Annotated in this window: 16 protein-coding genes; 7 read left to right on the top strand and 9 right to left on the bottom strand. The window is 63.8% G+C overall.

Annotated elements, in window-relative coordinates; all coding sequences use genetic code 11:
- Window positions 1-4: 4 nt before the first annotated feature.
- The 3 genes from EYW45_RS07420 to EYW45_RS07430 are packed head-to-tail and all read left to right on the top strand — an operon-like array spanning window position 5 to window position 3,293.
- Window positions 5-1,015: a quinone oxidoreductase family protein gene (locus EYW45_RS07420; protein WP_161134760.1), complete on the top strand. Its 1,011-nt coding sequence runs from the start codon at window positions 5-7 to the stop codon at window positions 1,013-1,015.
- Window positions 1,016-1,029: 14 nt separating this feature from the next.
- A complete protein-coding gene (locus EYW45_RS07425; RefSeq protein WP_161134761.1) occupies window positions 1,030-2,211 on the top strand; it encodes an acyl-CoA dehydrogenase family protein in 1,182 nt (393 codons plus the stop codon).
- Window positions 2,212-2,219: 8 nt separating this feature from the next.
- On the top strand, window positions 2,220-3,293 hold the full coding sequence (locus tag EYW45_RS07430) for an acyl-CoA dehydrogenase (RefSeq protein WP_161134762.1): 1,074 nt from the start codon (window positions 2,220-2,222) through the stop codon (window positions 3,291-3,293).
- Window positions 3,294-3,367: 74 nt separating this feature from the next.
- Here the strand turns inward: EYW45_RS07430 and EYW45_RS07435 are convergent, their stop codons facing one another.
- The 5 genes from EYW45_RS07435 to gloB all read right to left on the bottom strand — a co-directional run bounded on the left by EYW45_RS07435 (window position 3,368) and on the right by gloB (window position 8,586).
- Window positions 3,368-4,174, bottom strand: coding sequence for an HpcH/HpaI aldolase family protein (locus EYW45_RS07435; RefSeq protein ID WP_161134763.1), 807 nt, complete (start codon window positions 4,172-4,174; stop codon window positions 3,368-3,370).
- A gap of 188 nt (window positions 4,175-4,362) precedes the next feature.
- Window positions 4,363-5,151 carry a tellurite resistance TerB family protein gene (locus EYW45_RS07440; RefSeq protein ID WP_202444635.1) on the bottom strand — a complete coding sequence of 263 codons (789 nt, stop codon included), beginning with the start codon at window positions 5,149-5,151 and terminating at the stop codon, window positions 4,363-4,365.
- A gap of 379 nt (window positions 5,152-5,530) precedes the next feature.
- On the bottom strand, window positions 5,531-6,316 hold the full coding sequence (fabI, locus tag EYW45_RS07445) for an enoyl-ACP reductase FabI (protein ID WP_161134764.1): 786 nt from the start codon (window positions 6,314-6,316) through the stop codon (window positions 5,531-5,533).
- Window positions 6,317-6,356: 40 nt separating this feature from the next.
- Complete coding sequence (locus tag EYW45_RS07450; RefSeq protein WP_161134765.1) at window positions 6,357-7,763, bottom strand: transglycosylase SLT domain-containing protein; 1,407 nt, start codon at window positions 7,761-7,763, stop codon at window positions 6,357-6,359.
- Window positions 7,764-7,770: 7 nt separating this feature from the next.
- On the bottom strand, window positions 7,771-8,586 hold the full coding sequence (gloB, locus tag EYW45_RS07455) for a hydroxyacylglutathione hydrolase (RefSeq protein ID WP_161134766.1): 816 nt from the start codon (window positions 8,584-8,586) through the stop codon (window positions 7,771-7,773).
- 17 nt (window positions 8,587-8,603) lie between these two features.
- Between gloB and EYW45_RS07460 the strand changes: the two genes are divergently transcribed.
- Both EYW45_RS07460 and rnhA read left to right on the top strand, forming a co-directional pair.
- Window positions 8,604-9,377 carry a class I SAM-dependent methyltransferase gene (locus EYW45_RS07460; protein WP_161134767.1) on the top strand — a complete coding sequence of 258 codons (774 nt, stop codon included), beginning with the start codon at window positions 8,604-8,606 and terminating at the stop codon, window positions 9,375-9,377.
- A gap of 29 nt (window positions 9,378-9,406) precedes the next feature.
- The gene (gene rnhA / locus EYW45_RS07465; protein WP_161134768.1) at window positions 9,407-9,871 is read left to right on the top strand and encodes a ribonuclease HI; all 465 of its coding nucleotides are present in this window, start codon (window positions 9,407-9,409) and stop codon (window positions 9,869-9,871) included.
- Window positions 9,872-9,886: 15 nt separating this feature from the next.
- Here the strand turns inward: rnhA and EYW45_RS07470 are convergent, their stop codons facing one another.
- The 4 genes from EYW45_RS07470 to EYW45_RS07485 form a co-directional block, all read right to left on the bottom strand.
- Complete coding sequence (locus tag EYW45_RS07470; protein ID WP_161134769.1) at window positions 9,887-10,999, bottom strand: ABC transporter ATP-binding protein; 1,113 nt, start codon at window positions 10,997-10,999, stop codon at window positions 9,887-9,889.
- 3 nt (window positions 11,000-11,002) lie between these two features.
- Complete coding sequence (locus tag EYW45_RS07475) at window positions 11,003-11,806, bottom strand: carbohydrate ABC transporter permease (RefSeq protein ID WP_161135371.1); 804 nt, start codon at window positions 11,804-11,806, stop codon at window positions 11,003-11,005.
- A 61-nt stretch (window positions 11,807-11,867) separates the two neighbouring features.
- Window positions 11,868-12,773 (bottom strand): carbohydrate ABC transporter permease, encoded by a 906-nt coding sequence (locus EYW45_RS07480; protein ID WP_161134770.1) that lies wholly within the window; start codon window positions 12,771-12,773, stop codon window positions 11,868-11,870.
- Between the two features lie 3 nt (window positions 12,774-12,776).
- Window positions 12,777-13,997 (bottom strand): ABC transporter substrate-binding protein, encoded by a 1,221-nt coding sequence (locus EYW45_RS07485; protein ID WP_202444660.1) that lies wholly within the window; start codon window positions 13,995-13,997, stop codon window positions 12,777-12,779.
- Window positions 13,998-14,425: 428 nt separating this feature from the next.
- Between EYW45_RS07485 and EYW45_RS07490 the strand changes: the two genes are divergently transcribed.
- Both EYW45_RS07490 and EYW45_RS07495 read left to right on the top strand, forming a co-directional pair.
- Window positions 14,426-15,469, top strand: coding sequence for a glucokinase (locus tag EYW45_RS07490; RefSeq protein ID WP_161134771.1), 1,044 nt, complete (start codon window positions 14,426-14,428; stop codon window positions 15,467-15,469).
- 149 nt (window positions 15,470-15,618) lie between these two features.
- Window positions 15,619-16,713: an efflux RND transporter periplasmic adaptor subunit gene (locus EYW45_RS07495; protein WP_161134772.1), complete on the top strand. Its 1,095-nt coding sequence runs from the start codon at window positions 15,619-15,621 to the stop codon at window positions 16,711-16,713.

Consider the following 16,713-nt stretch of genomic DNA (forward strand, 5'->3'; position numbering starts at 1 on the left):
CACCATGCACACTGCTCAAGCGATTCAGATCGCGGCTTATGGCGATCCCGATGTCATGCATCTCGTTCGCGTCGAGGTGCCCGATCCCTCGGCGGGCGAGGTGCAAGTCGTTCAGCACGTTGCCGGCGTCAATTACCTGGACACCTATCATCGCCGGGGCGTGTTCCCATTGCCGCGCTTGCCCGGTGTTCTGGGCGTCGAGGGCGCGGGTGTGGTCGCGGCGGTTGGGGAGGGTGTCGAGGGATTTGCGATCGGCGATCGCGTCAGTTATGCCTGCCGCCCGATCGGCGGCTACACCACGCGGCGCAACCTGCCGGCCGCGACCCTGCTGCACTTGCCGGATGCAGTGAGTTTCGAACAGGCGGGGGCCGCGACCTTGCGCGGTCTCACGGCGCACATGGTGCTGCGGCGCGTGGCGCCGGTGGGGCCGGGCGACACGGTGCTCGTGCATGCTGCGGCAGGTGGCCTTGGATTGTTGCTGTGCCAGTGGGCCCGATTGCTGGGCGCACGCGTGATCGGCACGGTCGGCGCTCCGGACAAGGCGCAGATCGCCGCCGAGTTCGGCTGCGATCACGTCATTCAGTATCGTGAGCACGCCTTTGTCGATGAAGTGCGCCGGCTCACCGACGGCCGCGGCGTGGACGCCGTGTATGAGGGGCTGGGCGGACAGGTATTCCACGACTCGCTGACGGTGTTGCGGCCCTTCGGACATCTGGTCAATCTGGGGCAGGTGGCAGCCGGTTTGCCTTCGGTGGCGCTCGGCGATCTGGGGCCGGCGCGGTCGTTGACGGTGTCGGTGCCCGGCGTCTTCGCCTACGTGCACGGCGGCGCCGATTTGCCGGCGGCAGCGGCGGAAGTCTTCGGGTTGATCGGCAGCGGCGCGCTGCGCGTGCACGTGGGCGCAACCTTCGCTCTGCGCGATGCCGCCCTTGCGCACGATGCGCTTGCGTCCCGTCATACGGTGGGCGCGGTGGTGCTGTCGACCACAGATGACCGCCAAGTCGGCGAGCGGTAGAGGAGAGCAACATCATGGGCCTTTTCGACACGCCTGAATTGCGCGCCTTTCGAAGCGACGTGCGCGCCTTTATTGCGCGCGCGTTGCCGCAGGAACTACGTGCCGCCACGTGCGCCGGGCTGCATTTGTCACGCATGCAAATGGCGGCATGGCAGGGCATTCTTGGTCGCCAGGGCTGGGGCGCGCCGCACTGGCCGGCTGCACACGGGGGGCCCGGTTGGACGGCGCTGGAACGCTACGTGTTCGAAGAAGAGTGTGCCTTTGCCGATGCGCCGCCAGGCGATGTGCTGGGCTTGTATCTGGCGGGCCCGATGTTGATCGCCGCCGGCAGTGCCGCGCAATGCGCCCGTTACCTGCCGCCGATTTTGAACGGCACCGAATTCTGGTGCCAGGGCTTTTCGGAGCCCAACGCGGGCTCGGATCTGGCGTCCCTGAAAACCACGGCCCGCCGGGACGGCGATATGTGGGTGATCGACGGCACCAAGACGTGGCTGTCCAGCGGGCATTACGCCGACATGTTGTTCCTGCTTGCGCGCACCGACCGGCAGGCCAAGCCGCAAGCGGGCTTGTCGATGTTCATCGTGCCGATGTCCACCCCCGGTTTGAAACTCGACCCCATTCTGACCATCGATGAAGGGCACAGCGTCAATGCCCTGTTTCTCGACGATGTGCGCATTCCGGCCGATCACCTGATCGGCCAGGAAAATCGGGGATGGGACTACGCAAAGGATCTGCTCGCCCGCGAACGCGTGAACAATGCCCAGGCGCCGCGCACCAAAGCCGATATCGTGCGGCTGGACGCAATGGCCCGCACGCTGTGCGACGCTGCCGGGAAACCCCTGATCGAAGATCCCGTCGTGCGCCGGCGGCTGAGTACGCTGACGGCAGACTTTCTGGCGTTGGAGTCGGCGGTGCTGGGGGTGATCGGCCGCCAGATGCGTGGCGGAGAGCCGGGTCCCGCGGCGTCCACGCTGAAAATTCGCGGCTCCGAACTGCAGCAACGGGTGACCGAAACGGCGATCGCCTTGCTGGGCACGCGGGCGATCGTATTGACGCCCGGCTATGGGGGCGGCCCCTGCGACGCCGCCGCCTCGGGCTGGATCGAAAGACATCTTTTCCGCCGCGTGGTCACCATTTATGCGGGTGCCAATGAAATTCAACGCACCATCATCGCCAAGTCGATCTTGGGCATGTAGGAGCCGCTATGGACACGCAGGATGTTGCGATGGTGATCGAGACGGCAGAGCGCTGGTTCGGTGCGCAGGGTGCGCCGGTGAGGCCACCCTTGGCCGGCGCCGACACGCCTGCTTCTTTCGATTTGGCGGACGGTGCGGCCGATCGTCAATGGCATGCCTTCGCGGAGTTGGGATGGTTGGGGCTCTCCATCCCCGAAGCGGACGGTGGGTTCGGTGCCGACCTGATCACGGTATTGACCTTCATCCGGTTGGCGGCGCGGCACGAGTGTCAGTCGCCGCTCGACCTGCATCTCGTCCTCGCGCCGCTGCTTTTGCAGTCCATCGACGATGCTGCGAAACGTGCCGGGTTGGCGCAAGAATTGATCGAGGGCAGTGTGCGACTGGCGATGGCGGACGGGCCGTGTGCGAGCCACACGCCCGATGTTGTGACTGCCCGGCGCTTGGCGTTCTATGGCGGCCAGCGCGCCACGCATGCCGTCCTGTGGGTGAGCGATCCGCATGCCGAGTCGGGTGCGTGGCTGCTGGATTGCCAGGCCTTGGGCGGTGGTTTGCAGCGCGCGCGTTGGCTGGACGGCCGCCCCAATGCGGTGGCGGCGCAAATCGAGGTGGCCGTTCAGGCGTTTGGCACGGCAGGCAGACTTGTGCCGGCTTATGCCTGCGTGGCGCAAATCGCCGATGCCTGCGGCACGTTCGAAGCCGCCTTCGCGCTGACGCTCGACTATCTCAAGCAGCGCGAACAGTTCGGCCGGCCGTTGGCCGCGTTGCAGGTCGTGCAGCATCGCATGGCCGATGTATTTTGCGATCTGCAGCAATTGCTGGCGTTGGTCGATCGTCTGGGCCGCGCAGACGACGCGTGGTCGGGCGTGGATCCCATCACGCTTGCCGCGGCCAAAAGTCATGTTGGACGCCGCGCGCTGCGTGGCGTGGGGCAACTGATTCAGCTGTCGGGTGGAATCGGGGTGACAGACGATTATCGCCTTGGCCGTCTATACAAGCGTTTGCATGTGGCCGCCGCGCTATTCGTTTCGTCGGAGGCGGCACTGCAATCGCTTGACGCAAAAACGGCGCTACTGCCTGCGTAGCGCCGTGTTGGTCCTGCGCGCGTGGTGCTTCAGTACGCGATGCGCATGACATGCGGCCTCAGCGCGCGTGACGCCTAGTACGTGGCCGAGCTGCTCGGTACGTCGCCGCCGGTCTTGAACTTGGCGGCTACCGCTTCGGCGCCGCGTGCCAGAATCAGCATATCCATGGCAACCGCCACGAAGAGCGCACCTTTATCGAGCGCATCGCGGGCACGTACTTCGTCGGTCAGCAGGATGCCGGGCGCCTTGCCGCAATCGCGGATGCGGCGGATGGCGCTGTCGATGGCGGCACGCACATCCGGATGGCCGGTATCGCCGGGATGGCCCATGCTGGCCGAGAGATCGGCCGGGCCGATGAACACACCATCCACGCCGTCCACGTTGGCGATTTCTTCCAGACGATCGAGGGCTTCCTGCGTTTCCACCTGTACCAACAGGCACAATTCCTGTTCGCACTTTTGCGCATAGTCGGCCACCCGGCCGAAGTTGGACGCGCGTGTCGAGCCGCCCATGCCACGAATACCGTGTGGCGCATAGCGGATTGCCGAGACGGCGGCGCGCGCTTCATCGGCGTCCTGCACGAAGGGCAGCAGGATGGTTTGCGCACCGATGTCCAGGTAGCGTTTGATCAGGACGGGATCGTTCCAGGGCGGGCGCACGATCGCCGTGGTCTTGCTGTCGCGTGCCGCCGACACGGCTTGCAACTGATGCAACATGCCGGGCACGTCGGTCGGGGTGTGTTCGGTGTCCAGCAAGATCCAGTCGTAGCCGCAGCCGGCCACGATTTCCGACACGTAGGGGTGCGGCAGCGTGGACCAGATACCGATCTGGGGTTGCTTGGCGGCAAGGGCGCGCTTGAACAGGTTGGGGGCCAACTGCATGAAGGTGTCTCCTCGATGTGATCGAGGAGAAGCATCGCGCATCGCGAGGCCGCGGTCAAACCTGACGGCGTGCGAGGCGCGGTGATGGCTCAAGCCTGGTGTTGCTGGCGCCATCACGAGCCGCACGACGGATCGATCGCCGCGAGCCGGTGGCGCGGCGACGGTCCGTCATGGCGCCGCGTCGTCGATCAGGCGGTTTCCTGCTTGACCTGATTTTCCAGGTGAACCTTCAAGTCGGGATCCAGCTTCAGTTGGCGCGCCAATTCGTCGAGATAAGCCCGTTCCATATAGCTCTCGTCGTCGACCATCAGCACGCTGGCCAGATACATCTCAGCGGCCATTTCCGGCGTGGCGGCTGCCTGCGCCACCACGGCCGGATCCAGGGGTTTGGCGAGTTCGGCTTCGAGCCACTGGCGATCGGACGCATCGCTGGCGAGCTTGCCGAGTTCGCCGTCGAGCAATTGGCGTTCTTCGGGGCCGATGTGACCGTCGGCCTTGGCGGCTGCGATCATGGCGGTCAGCACGGCGGCGCTATGGCGCTCGGCTTCCGGCGCGGGCAAGCGATCCATGGTCTGCGGTTCGCCTTGCGGGGCATCGGCTTTCTGCTGCTGCCAGTTGCCGTAGGCGCGGTAAGCCAGCACGCCCAGCGCCGCCATGCCGCCGTAGAGTGCAACCTTGCCGCCCACCTTGCGCACCTTCTTGTTGCCCAGCAGCAGGCCGATCGCGCCGCCGCTCAAGGCGCCGCCACCGAAACCGGACAGCATCGACGACAAGCCGCCGCCATTGCCGCTGCCGCCGCCCTTATTGCCGCCAACACTGTTGAGCAGCGAGTTCAGACCATCCGCCAATCCGCCGCCGCCCAGCCCACCAGCCTGCTGGCCCGGCGCACCCTGGCCCGGCGCGGACGATCCTGCGCCGCCTCGCATGAGGCTTTGACCTTGTTGCAGTAGTTGATCGAGCAAATTGCGTGCGCTCAAGGCACTCTCCAGAATTCATAAAGGACACGATACGACCGAAAGCGCGTTGAAAGGTTCAGCGGGGTGTAAGCAATGGAAAACGAGGCTTCGCATTGTGGGGAACGCGCCCGGCTGAGCGCACAGGGCAAAGAGAACGGATTCGCTGGCGCCACGAACGGGATTGAAAGCGGCAGGTAGCATCATCAGGCCCGATCAGCCCCAGTGATCACGGCCCGTTAAAGCTTCTTGCCCTATAGCGTCGATTTTTGAGCTGGAACCGGTGCGTCGTCATGTAGGAGGCCCCGCGCGTCGTCATGCAAAGGGCCCGCGCGTCGATATGAAAAAAGGCTCCCGGAGGAGCCTTTCTGTATTGCTGCGTGCATCCAACGGAGGCGGTGACTTAGCCTTCCATGCCCGGCACGACGGTGGAGAAGCCCGAGTCGACGTGGGTGATTTCGCCGGTGACGCCGGCCGCAAGGTCGGACAGCATGAAGGCGGCGACGTTGCCGACGTCTTCGATCGTCACATTGCGGCGCAGCGGTGCGTTGGCTTCGACGAACTTCAGAATCGACGAAAAGTCCTTGATGCCGGCTGCGGCCAGGGTTTTGATCGGGCCGGCCGAGATGCCGTTGGCGCGAATGCCGCGCGGACCCAATGCCGTGGCCAGATAGCGCACGCTAGCTTCGAGCGACGCCTTGGCCAAGCCCATCGTGTTGTAGTTGGACACCACGCGCTCGGCGCCCAGGTACGTCAATGTCAGGACGGATGCCTTGCGGCCCTCCATCATCGGCAGGGCAGCCTTGGCCAACGCGGGAAAGCTGTATGCCGAGATGTCGTGCGCGATGCGGAACGCTTCGCGCGACAACCCTTCCAGGAAGTCGCCTGCGATCGCTTCGCGCGGGGCAAAGCCGATCGAGTGCACCAGGCCGTCCAGGCCGTCCCAACGTTCGGCCAGCGCGGTGAACGTGCCCTCGATCTGGGCGTCGTCGCCCACATCGCAAGGCAGGACGATGTCGCTGCCGAATTCGGTGGCGTATTCGGTAACGCGATCTTTGAAGCGGTCGCCCACGTAAGTGAAGGCGAGCTCGGCGCCTTGCTGGTGGCACGCGCGCGCGATGCCGTACGCGATGGAGCGGTTGGACAGGACGCCCGTCACGAGGATGCGTTTGCCGGCGAGAAAGCCCATGTTGTGTTTCCTTGTTCGATCTAGAAATTCGGGTGCGATATTAGCCGCGTACGTTCGTGCCGGGAATACGCAATGACGAGCCAATCTTCAAATTGGCGTTTTTGCCCTTCATATTGTTCAAGGCGCGCAGCGCGTCCACGCTGGTGTTGTACTTTTGCGCGATGCCAAAGAGGGTGTCGCCATTTTTGACGCGATGGGTACGCACATTCGGCTTGTTGCGCGGATTGCGATTGGCCGGCACGGCCACCACGGCGCGCGTACGCGACGACGAGACGGCTTCCACAGCTTCGCTCGGCGTTTCGAGCGAAGCCAGCTGCACGTTGTTCTTGCCGGGCACCAGCAGCGTCTGTGCGGCAGTTGCCCGCTTCAAACCTGCAACACCGTTGACGCTGCGCAAGACCGATTCGCTGACACCGTGACGCTGCGCGATGCTGGCGAAGCTCTCGCCTTTCTGGGCGCTGTATACCTTCCAGGTGGACAGCTCGCCCTCGTAAGCGTCGATATTGGCATTGAAGCGTTCGAGGCGATCGGCGGGCAACAGCAACGCAGGCGAGTGTCCTCCGCGAATGACGGGACGGTTGAACGACGGGTTGAGCGCCTTGAATTCTTCCACCGGCATCTCAGCCAGCTTGGCCGCCAGTTCGACGTCCATGTCCTTGTTCTTGCGCACCGTAACGAAATAGGGCGTGTTGCTCACCGGCGGCAAGGTGACGGCGTATTTCTGCGGATTGGCGAGGATGTTCTTGATGGCCTGCAACTTGGGCACGTAGTTGCGGGTTTCGTCCGGCATGTTCAGAGACAGATAGTCGGTGGCGGCACCGGCACTGCTGTTCTTCTCCATGGCACGTCGCACCGAGCCTTCGCCCCAGTTGTACGACGCCAGCGCCAGATACCAGTCCCCCTGCATATCGAACAGGTATTCGAGGTAATCGAGAGCGGCATTCGTGGATGCCACAGGGTCGCGGCGCTCGTCGAGCCACCAGTCTTGCTTCAGGTTGTACTGCGTGCCGGTGGCCGGAACAAATTGCCACAGCCCGGCTGCACGCGCGCTGGACAGCGCGGTGGGGTTGTAGGCGCTTTCAACGAAGGGCAGCAACGCCAATTCGGTCGGCAGACCCCGGCGGTTGATCTCTTCGATCACGTAATACAGGTACTTGCCGGCACGCTGCGTCATCCGGTACATCGACTCAGGATGCGATGCGTAGTAGTCCGTCCACTGCTGTGTGAGCGCGGTATCCATGTTCGGGATCGCGAAGCCGCGGCGGATTCGCTCCCAGGCATCGGTGGGCGGGTGGGTGAGATCGACCGTGCGCGAGGTATCGCGAGCGATATAGCGATCGGTGTATCCGGGTTGTTTGACCAGTTTTTCGTCAGGCTTTTGGGGTACCCCCGAGCAACCGGCAAGGGCGGCAAGCAGCAGGGGAATAAAAAGTCTTAGCGCATTCATTGAGGCGTCACTTGAAGTTGTTCTTCCATTCTCGCAAAGCGGCGAATACCTCGACTGGCGCGGCGAGCGGTCTTTCAGCCCACGCGGCGGCAGCTTCGGCAACAGTGGCTTGCCGGGTACGCAGGAAAGGATTCGTCTCCCGTTCGCGGCCGATGGAGGTCGGCAGTGTGGGCTCCTGGCGTGCTCGTAACGCCTGCGCATCGGCAAACGTTTTTTTCAAGGCGTGATTCGACGGTTCGACCGCCATTGCCCATCGCAAGTTGGCTAGAGTGTACTCGTGACCGCAAAAAACCAGGGTGTCGGCAGGGAGATTATTGAATTTATCAATCGAATCAAGCATTTGCGCAGGCGTTCCTTCGAAAAGCCTGCCGCATCCCGCCGCAAAAAGGGTGTCGCCCGAGAACAGCACGTGCGCGTGTCCGGCCACCTGGCCTGTGAAGGCGATGTGACCGGCGGTGTGTCCTGGCACGTCCAGCACCTGCATCGTGAGACCCACGTCGGCGATCTCGACGCGATCGCCTTCCTTCAGGGGCACGTCGCAACAGGGGAGCCGCTCCGAGGCCGGGCCATATACCGTCGCCCCGGTGGCCTGCGACAATTCGAGCGCACCCCCCACATGATCGTTATGGTGATGGGTAAGTAGAATGGCGAGCAGACGCAACCCGGTCGACTTCAAATAGGCTGATACCGGTGCTGCTTCACCCGGATCTACGACAACGGCGCAGTCGCCTGCGCGGATGAGCCAGATATAGTTATCGGAAAATGCCGGAATCGGCACGATGTGGGCGGCGTGGGCGCTATCCGCATTCGGCACAGGCTTCATAGAGAGGGATCCATTGCGTGGCTGAAGAGACGTCGCCTATTGTAGAACTGGCCGAATGGCTGACCACGCCCCCCGGGCAGTACGTGCTCGCCTGGGAGCGGGCGCAGTTCGATTGCGCTGTGGCGGATGTGTTCGGCTTTCATGCCGTTCAGGTCGGCCTGGCCGAGATCGATCTGCTGCGCAATAACCGCATGCCGTTCAAGGCCTATGTGGGCGAAGTCATGCCCACGAAGGCCGTGGCGGCAACCTGGCAAGGATGCGCAGTCGCCTCCCCCGAAGCGCTGCCGCTCGCCGCGCAGAGCGTAGACCTGCTGATCCTGCCGCATGTGTTCGAATGCACCGATGAGCCGCATCTCGTGCTGCGTGAAGTCGAACGCGTGCTGATGCCCGAAGGGCGCGTGATCATTTCGGGTTTCAATCCCTGGAGCCTGTGGGGTGCGCGCAACCAGATTCCCGGGATTGATCCGTTCTTGCCGCATCCCCCGTCGGCGCAGGTGTCGCTGCCGCGCTTGAAGGACTGGCTCAAGCTGCTGTCTTTCGAGGTGGATCGGGGGAAGTTCGGGTGCTATGCGCCCGCCTGCGAAAGCGAGGTGTGGCTGAATCGCTGGCATTTCATGGAAGGGTTGGGGCAGCGCTGGTGGGGGCTGGCGGGCTCGGTGTACGTGGTGTCGGCCGTCAAGCGCGTGAGCGGCATGAAAATCATCGGTCCGGCGTGGAAGAAGCCGCGTCAGAGCGCCCGTGCGGCGACCGCCGTTGCGCAGGCCCGGGCCGCGCGCAAGAATGCGCTTTAATGGCGCCTTCGTTCAAGATTGAGAGCACGATGACGCAAGAACAATCCGTCGAAATGTGGACCGATGGCGCATGCAAGGGCAATCCGGGCCTGGGCGGCTGGGGCGCGCTGTTGATCAGCGGCACGCATGAGAAAACGCTGCATGGCGGTGAACCGGTGACCACGAATAACCGCATGGAGCTGACGGCACCCATCGAAGCCTTGCGCGCGCTGACGCGGCCTTGCACCGTCACGATTCATACCGATTCGCAGTATGTGATGAAGGGCATGACCGAGTGGCTGGTCAACTGGAAGAAGCGCGGCTGGATGACGGCCGATAAGAAACCGGTCAAGAATGCCGACCTGTGGAAGGCGCTCGATGAGCAGGTGCAACGTCACCAGGTGTCGTGGCGCTGGGTACGCGGCCACAACGGCGATGTGAACAACGAGCGTGCCGACGTGCTGGCCAATCAAGGCGTGGACGAGGCCCGCAAGATGGCGAAGCAGACGGCCTGAGGCCGATAGGCTCGTTCAAGCAATGCGGCGGCCAGAGTCGCGGTCAAAGAGCAGCGACTTCGACAGATCCACGATGAACGGCATGGGCTGCCCAGGCACCGCCGCTTCGCCTGGATGCACCCGACAGCAGGTTTTGGTGTCGTTCAACTGAATGCTCACGAGCGTGTCGGCCCCAGTGGGCTCGGTCAGATCGACTTCGGCAATTAACTCCGGCAGATCGGCCCGATGGGCAGTTCGGCGGTCGGTGATCTGTTCGGGCCGAACGCCCAGCAGTACCGTGCGGCCCAGCCATGCGCCAAGATCGGAAGAGCGGCGCGGCAGCGTCCAAACGGCCGCGGGTTGGCCTTTGGGTTGTACGCGGCAGGTGAGCCCTCCGGAGGCTTCGGCGAGTTCGACCGGAATGAAGTTCATGCCGGGTGAGCCCATGAACGCTGCAACGAAGAGATTGGCTGGCGTATCGTAAATCTCTTGGGGGGCGCCGAATTGCTGAACCACGCCGTCGCGCATGACGGCGATACGGTCGCCCATGGTCATGGCTTCGATTTGATCGTGGGTGACGTAGACGATGGTGGCGCCCAGCCGCTGATGCATTTGCTTGATCTCGAGCCGCATCTCAACCCGCAGCTTGGCATCCAGGTTGGACAGCGGTTCGTCGAATAGAAAGATTGCCGGATTGCGTGCAAGGGCGCGGCCCATGGCAACGCGCTGCCGCTGGCCGCCCGACAGCTGCGCCGGCTTGCGATCGAGCAGACTGCCCAGTTGCAGGATATCGGCGACTCGGGCGACCGTCGCCTCGATTTCAGCCTTGGGCCGCTTGCGGATCTCCAGGCCAAAGGAGATGTTCTTTCGCACGGACATCGAGGGATAGAGCGCATACGACTGGAACACCATGGCGATGTCGCGGTCCTTGGGCGCGAGCGTATTGACCCGCGTGTCGCCGATCAGGATGTCACCGCTCGAAATGGATTCGAGTCCAGCGATCATGTTGAGCAGCGTCGATTTACCGCAGCCCGAGGGTCCCACGAGGATAAGGAACTGGCCGTCATCGATCTCGATGTCGATGCCTTTGAGAATATCCGGTCCGTGATGATAGGTTTTGCGGACGTTGCGAATGGAAAGCGCAGACATGGTTCAGCCTTTGACGGCACCGGCGGTCAGGCCGCGGACGAAATAGCGTCCCGCGACGGCATACACAGCGAGGGTGGGCAGGGCGGCGATGAGCGCGGCTGCCATGTCGACGTTGTAGGCCTTGACGCCAGTGGTGGTATTGACGAGGTTATTGAGCGCCACGGTCACGGGTTGGGCTTCGCCGCTGGCGAAGACCACACCGAACAGGAAGTCGTTCCAGACCTGGGTGAATTGCCAGATGATGCACACCATGAAAATAGGTGTGGATAGCGGCAACACGATGCGTTGGAAAATCCGCCAGAATCCTGCGCCATCGATGCGGGCCGCATGAATGAGCTCGGCGGGCAGCGTGACATAGAAGTTGCGAAAGAACAGCGTGGTGAACGCCAATCCGTAAATGGCGTGCACCATGACCAACCCCGTGGTCGTGCCGGCGAGGCCGGCGGCGCCCAGCAGCCGGGCCATCGGCAGGATGACGACCTGGAACGGCACGAAACATCCCACCATCATGGCAGTGAAAAGGACGTCCGCGCCGCGAAAGCGCCATAGCGCGAGGACGTAGCCGTTGAGGGCACCGATCGCCGTAGAAATCAGGACCGCCGGAATCGTCATCCGCAAGGAGTTGAAGAATGCGTCGCGCATGCCGCCGCAGCCGGGCCCATCGCAGCGGCCTTGCCATGCCGCGTGCCAGGCCGATGCGGTCCAGGCCGAAGGCGGTGTGAGCAGCCCGCCGCCGTGGATTTCATCGAGCGGCTTGAATGCCGTGATGATCATCACGTACAGCGGCACGAGGTAGTAGGCGGCCATGGCGATAAGCGCCAGATAGACGATCCATCGGCCCCAGCGGCGCTTGGATGAGTGAGGTGAATTAGTGTTTGCCGGCACTGCGCGTCTCCAGATACATGAGCGGAACCAGTACGGCGATGACGGTGATGAGCATCATCATGGCGGAGGCCGCACCCATGCCGAGCTGACCGCGCGTGAATGAAAACTGGTACATGAAGATGGCGGGAACATCGGTGGAAATGCCTGGTCCGCCGCCCGTCAGGGCCATGACCAGATCGAAGCTTTTGATGGCAATGTGCGCCAGGATCAGGATCACGCTGAAGAACACGGGTCTCAGGCTGGGGATGACGATGCGCAGATAGATTCGCGGCAAACTGGCGCCGTCGACCTGCGCAGCCTGGATGATGGCGGTATCCACACCGCGCAGGCCAGCCAGAAACAACGCCATCGCGAAGCCCGAGGCTTGCCAGACGCCGGCGATCACCACGGTGTACAAGGCGCGTTCGGGGTCGACCAACCAGTCGAACCGGAAGGTGCTCCAGCCCCAGCCCCTGACGAGGGTCTCGATCCCCAGGTCGGGATTGAGCATCCATTTCCAGACGGTGCCGGTGACGATGAACGACAGTGCCATCGGGTAGAGGTAGATCGTGCGCAATGCGCCTTCGGCACGGATACGTTGATCGAGCAATACGGCAATGAACAACCCCAGCACGACACAGGCGCCGACGAACAGCACGCCAAACAGGGCGAGATTGCCGGCCGCCGTCCACCAGCGGGCATTGCCCATTAAACGAACGTATTGCTCCAGACCCACCCAGTCGTTGACCGGGAGCAGGCGCGACCGGGTCATGGAGATCCACGCCGTCCACGCAATGAAGCCGTAAACGAAGACGGCACACAGCGCAACGCTGGGCGCGAGCACGATGCGCGGCAGCCACGCGTCGGCCCAGCGTTGCCGCCGGCTGGCGATGGCAAGACGGCGTGCCATTGCTCAGGACGCCTTGACGGCTGCCGCCAGTTGGGCGGCCGCAGCCTTGGGACTGAGGCTGGAATGCATGAAGCGGCTGACGACATCGACGATGCCACCTTCCACGGCCGGCGACATGGCCATCTTGTGGGAGAAGCTGGGGATCAACGTTTGCGCCGAAGACGCCGCTCGCAGGTCGGCCGACGACTGCTGTGCGCATGCATCGAACCGATCGAGCGGCACATCGATGCGCGCCGGGATCGAGCCCTTGTTCAGATTGAAGACGGTTTGGAATTCGGGGCTCATGACGGCTGTGGCCAGATGCGCTTGCGAGCTGCGTGCTTGCGGACTGGACTGGGTGAACATCGCCAGGCTGTCGATGTTGTACGTAAAGGCGCCAGCGGTGCCCGGGGCCGGCACGCAGAGATAGTCGGTGCCGGCGACTTTGCCGGCAGCGGTGAATTCACCTTTTGCCCAGTCACCCATGAATTGCATCGCCGCCTTGCCGTTCATGACCATGACGGTGCCGAGGTTCCAGTCGCGGCCCGGCGAGCCTTTGTCGATGTAGCCCTTGATACGCTGCATGGCGTCGAACACGGCAACCATGGTGGGGCCGGAAAGCGTGGCCGCGTCGAGCTCGATGAAGGCTTTGCGATAGAAGTCCACCCCGCCCACGCCCAGTGCGACCGATTCGAATAGCGTGGCGTCTTGCATCGGATCGCCGCCATGCGCGAGCGGCAGCATGCCCGCCGCCTTCAGCTTGTCGGCGGCTTCGAAGAAGCTCGCCATTGTGGTGGGCACCGTGGCGCCGGCCTGCGCGAGCATCGCGGGATTGACCCACAACCAGTTGACGCGGTGCACATTGATCGGTGCGGCAACGTAATGACCCTGGTACTTCATGATGCTGGCGATGGCCGGCGGCAGCACGGCGTTCCAGTTACCATCGGTCGCGATGGCGTCGATATTGGCGAGTACGCCTTCGGCACCCCATTCTTGAATCTGCGGACCTTTGATTTGAGCGGCCGTGGGCGGCTGACCCGACACGACGCGCGTTTTGAGTGCCGTCAGGGCGTTGTCGCCACCGCCCCCCGCCACGGCATAGTCTTTCCAGGTATCGCCCTGCGCGGTGATCATGTCGCGCAGCGCTTGCGCGGCACGGGCTTCGCCGCCAGAGGTCCACCAGTGCAGCACTTCGACTTCGCCCGCGTGGGATGGCGTCGTGGCCGAAAGTGCGACGGCCGCCATCGCTGCGGCGGTCAACACCGTCAGACGCAGCCGGGCTGCCGAGGGGCGTTTGGATCCTGCGTGCGCAGCGTGCGTTGCCGGTGCCTTGCGGAAAGGGGAGTTGACGTTTGCGCGAACCATATCGATGTCTCCGATGAGGGGCCGGTGAGCGGCCTCGAGTGACGAAAGCAGCCCCGGGAAGGGCGTTGAGCGGGCCAGGAACCGGATCATTACAGGCGCTATCGACGACCCTAACAATCCGGAATTCGTCCTATTTTTCTGGGATCATTCGGCTGCGTCATGGGCAAAGTGACGAGCACGCCGCTATTGGCAGACGAGCTTGATGGAAAGCGTCAAAACGCAGTTTTTTCAGTGCGGTACTCTTGATGAGGCGTCGCGCGGCCGATCGCGCAGTGATTGGCTTTTTCCGTTTTTGAGAGGTCGTTGGCATGGTGTTGGATTCCGCAGAAACGTATCCCCGGTTGCTGGGCGACGTGGGGGGCACGAACGCGCGCTTTGCGCTGGAAACGGCGCCGCATACCGTGGCTCAGGTCGCCGTGCTCGCGACCCGCGACTACCCCTCGCTCGAGGCGGCGATGCGGTCCTACCTCGAACGTTGCGGCGAGCTGGGCGCGCAGGTGCGTCATGCGGCGGTGGGGATTGCCAATCCGATCTATCGCGATCATGTGCAAATGACCAACCATTCGTGGCAGTTCTCGATTGCAGGCATGCGCCGGGCGCTGGGGCTCACCACGTTTCTGGTCATCAACGATTTCACGGCGTTGGCCTACGCCCTCCCGCAATTGCCTGCGGGCGATCTCGAGCAGATCGGCGGTGGCACTGTTGAACATCGGTCGCCGCGGGTCTTGGTCGGGGCGGGCACCGGCCTGGGTGTGTCCGGTCTCATCCCCGCAGGCAACGGCTGGGTGGCCCTGGCAGGCGAGGGCGGGCATGTGAGCTTCGCGCCGGTGGACGATGAGCAGGTGGCGCTCTGGTCGTTCGCGCGCGAACGCTATGGTCGGGTATCGGCCGAACGCCTCTTGTGCGGATCGGGCCTCGAGCTCATTTATGAGTTCTTGCGTAGCCGTGCACCGTCGGATGCCGGGCCGTTCAAGCGCAGTGCACCCGAAATCACTGCCGGCGCGCTCGACGGCGACGAGTCGCTGAGCTCGCATGCGGTGGATCTGTTTTGCGGCCTGCTGGGCACCGTTGCGTCCGATCTGGCGCTGGTGCTCGGCGCCCGAGGCGGGGTCTACATCGGCGGCGGGATCGTCCCTCGGCTGGGGCCCGTGTTTGCCCGGTCCCCCTTTCGGCAGCGCTTCGAGGACAAGGGGCGTTTTGCCGAGTATCTTGCAGGCGTGCCCACGTTCGTTATCCGTACGTCCCTGCCGGCTCTGGGTGGCCTGTCCGCCGCGCTGTCGCATCATCTGACCGAAGCGCCGCTGGCCCAACCGCCCGATAACGACGCCGTGGAGGGTGGCACGGCAGGATAAGCGACCGTACTTCGGGTTAATACGTCGCGCGCCAGAGGCGAAGCGATGCTACATTCTTCGAGCTTCGGTCGCTCGGCCGCGAGTCGCGCCCGGCGCGCCGGATACCCTCTTTCTGACGCTGCGACGGCGATGGCGCGGCGATGCGTGGCATGAATAAAGTTGCATTGACTTCCCTGGTGGTCGCGGCCGTAGCCGTAGGCGTGTTGGCCGGTATCTACGCGCCGCGCTGGTTGCCCAATGGCACGCCTGCGACGGCCACCGCGACCGCGTCCAAGAATGCTGCCCCGGCGCGCAAGGTCGAGCCCACGCGCGTCGCACTGGCCGATGTGGCATCCATCGATTTCACGCGCGGCATTTCGGCGGTGGGTAGCCTGCGATCCGACGAAGCCGTCGTGTTGCGGCCGGAGGTCGCGGGACGGATTCGCACCATTCGCTTCAAGGAAGGGCAGCCGGTCGTCCGCGACGATGTGCTGGTGCAGCTGGACGACGCGATTCCACGTGCCGAGCTGGCGCAGGCCCGGGCCAATCTCAGTCTGGCGCAAAGTCAATATCGCCGTGCTTCCGAATTGCAGGGGCGCGGCTTCGTGAGCCAACAGGCGCGCGATGAGGCAGGCAGTACGCTGAAAGTGCAGGAGGCCGCGGCTGCGCTGGCGCAGGCCAAACTCGACAAGCTGACGATTCGCGCCCCGTTTTCGGGGGTGGCCGGATTGCGCAGTGTGTCGGAAGGCGATTTCGTGGACGCGGGACAGGATCTCGCGCCGCTCGAGGCCATCGATCCGCTGAAGGTCGACTTCCGGGTGCCTGAAATGTATTTGAGCCGGGTGCAGACCGGGCAAACCTTATCCGTGCGGCTGGATGCGTTGCCGGGCGAGTTGCGCGAAGGCAAGGTCTATGCGATCAGCCCGCTGGTTGACGCGGGTGGGCGCTCGATTCTGCTGCGTGCGGTTGTGCCCAATGCGGATCGGCGTCTGCGGCCCGGGATGTTTGCCCGCGTGCAACTGACTTTCAGCCAGGACCGTGCCAACGTCGTGCCCGAGGCGGCGCTCTCGCCGTCGGGCGATTCGCAGTATGTGTTCGTGGTGCGGGATGGCGTGGCGCATCGGGTCGAAGTCGCCATCGGCGAACGGCGCGACGGACGTGTCGAAGTGATCAGTGGTGTCTCCGCCGGCGATCGCGTGGTGGTGTCGGGCTTGCAGCGTGTGATCGACGGCGGTCCGGTAGTCGACGCCGGCCCGGGCGCCTGA

Source organism: Schauerella aestuarii (genome assembly GCF_009866805.1).
Lineage (GTDB): Bacteria > Pseudomonadota > Gammaproteobacteria > Burkholderiales > Burkholderiaceae_B > Schauerella > Schauerella aestuarii.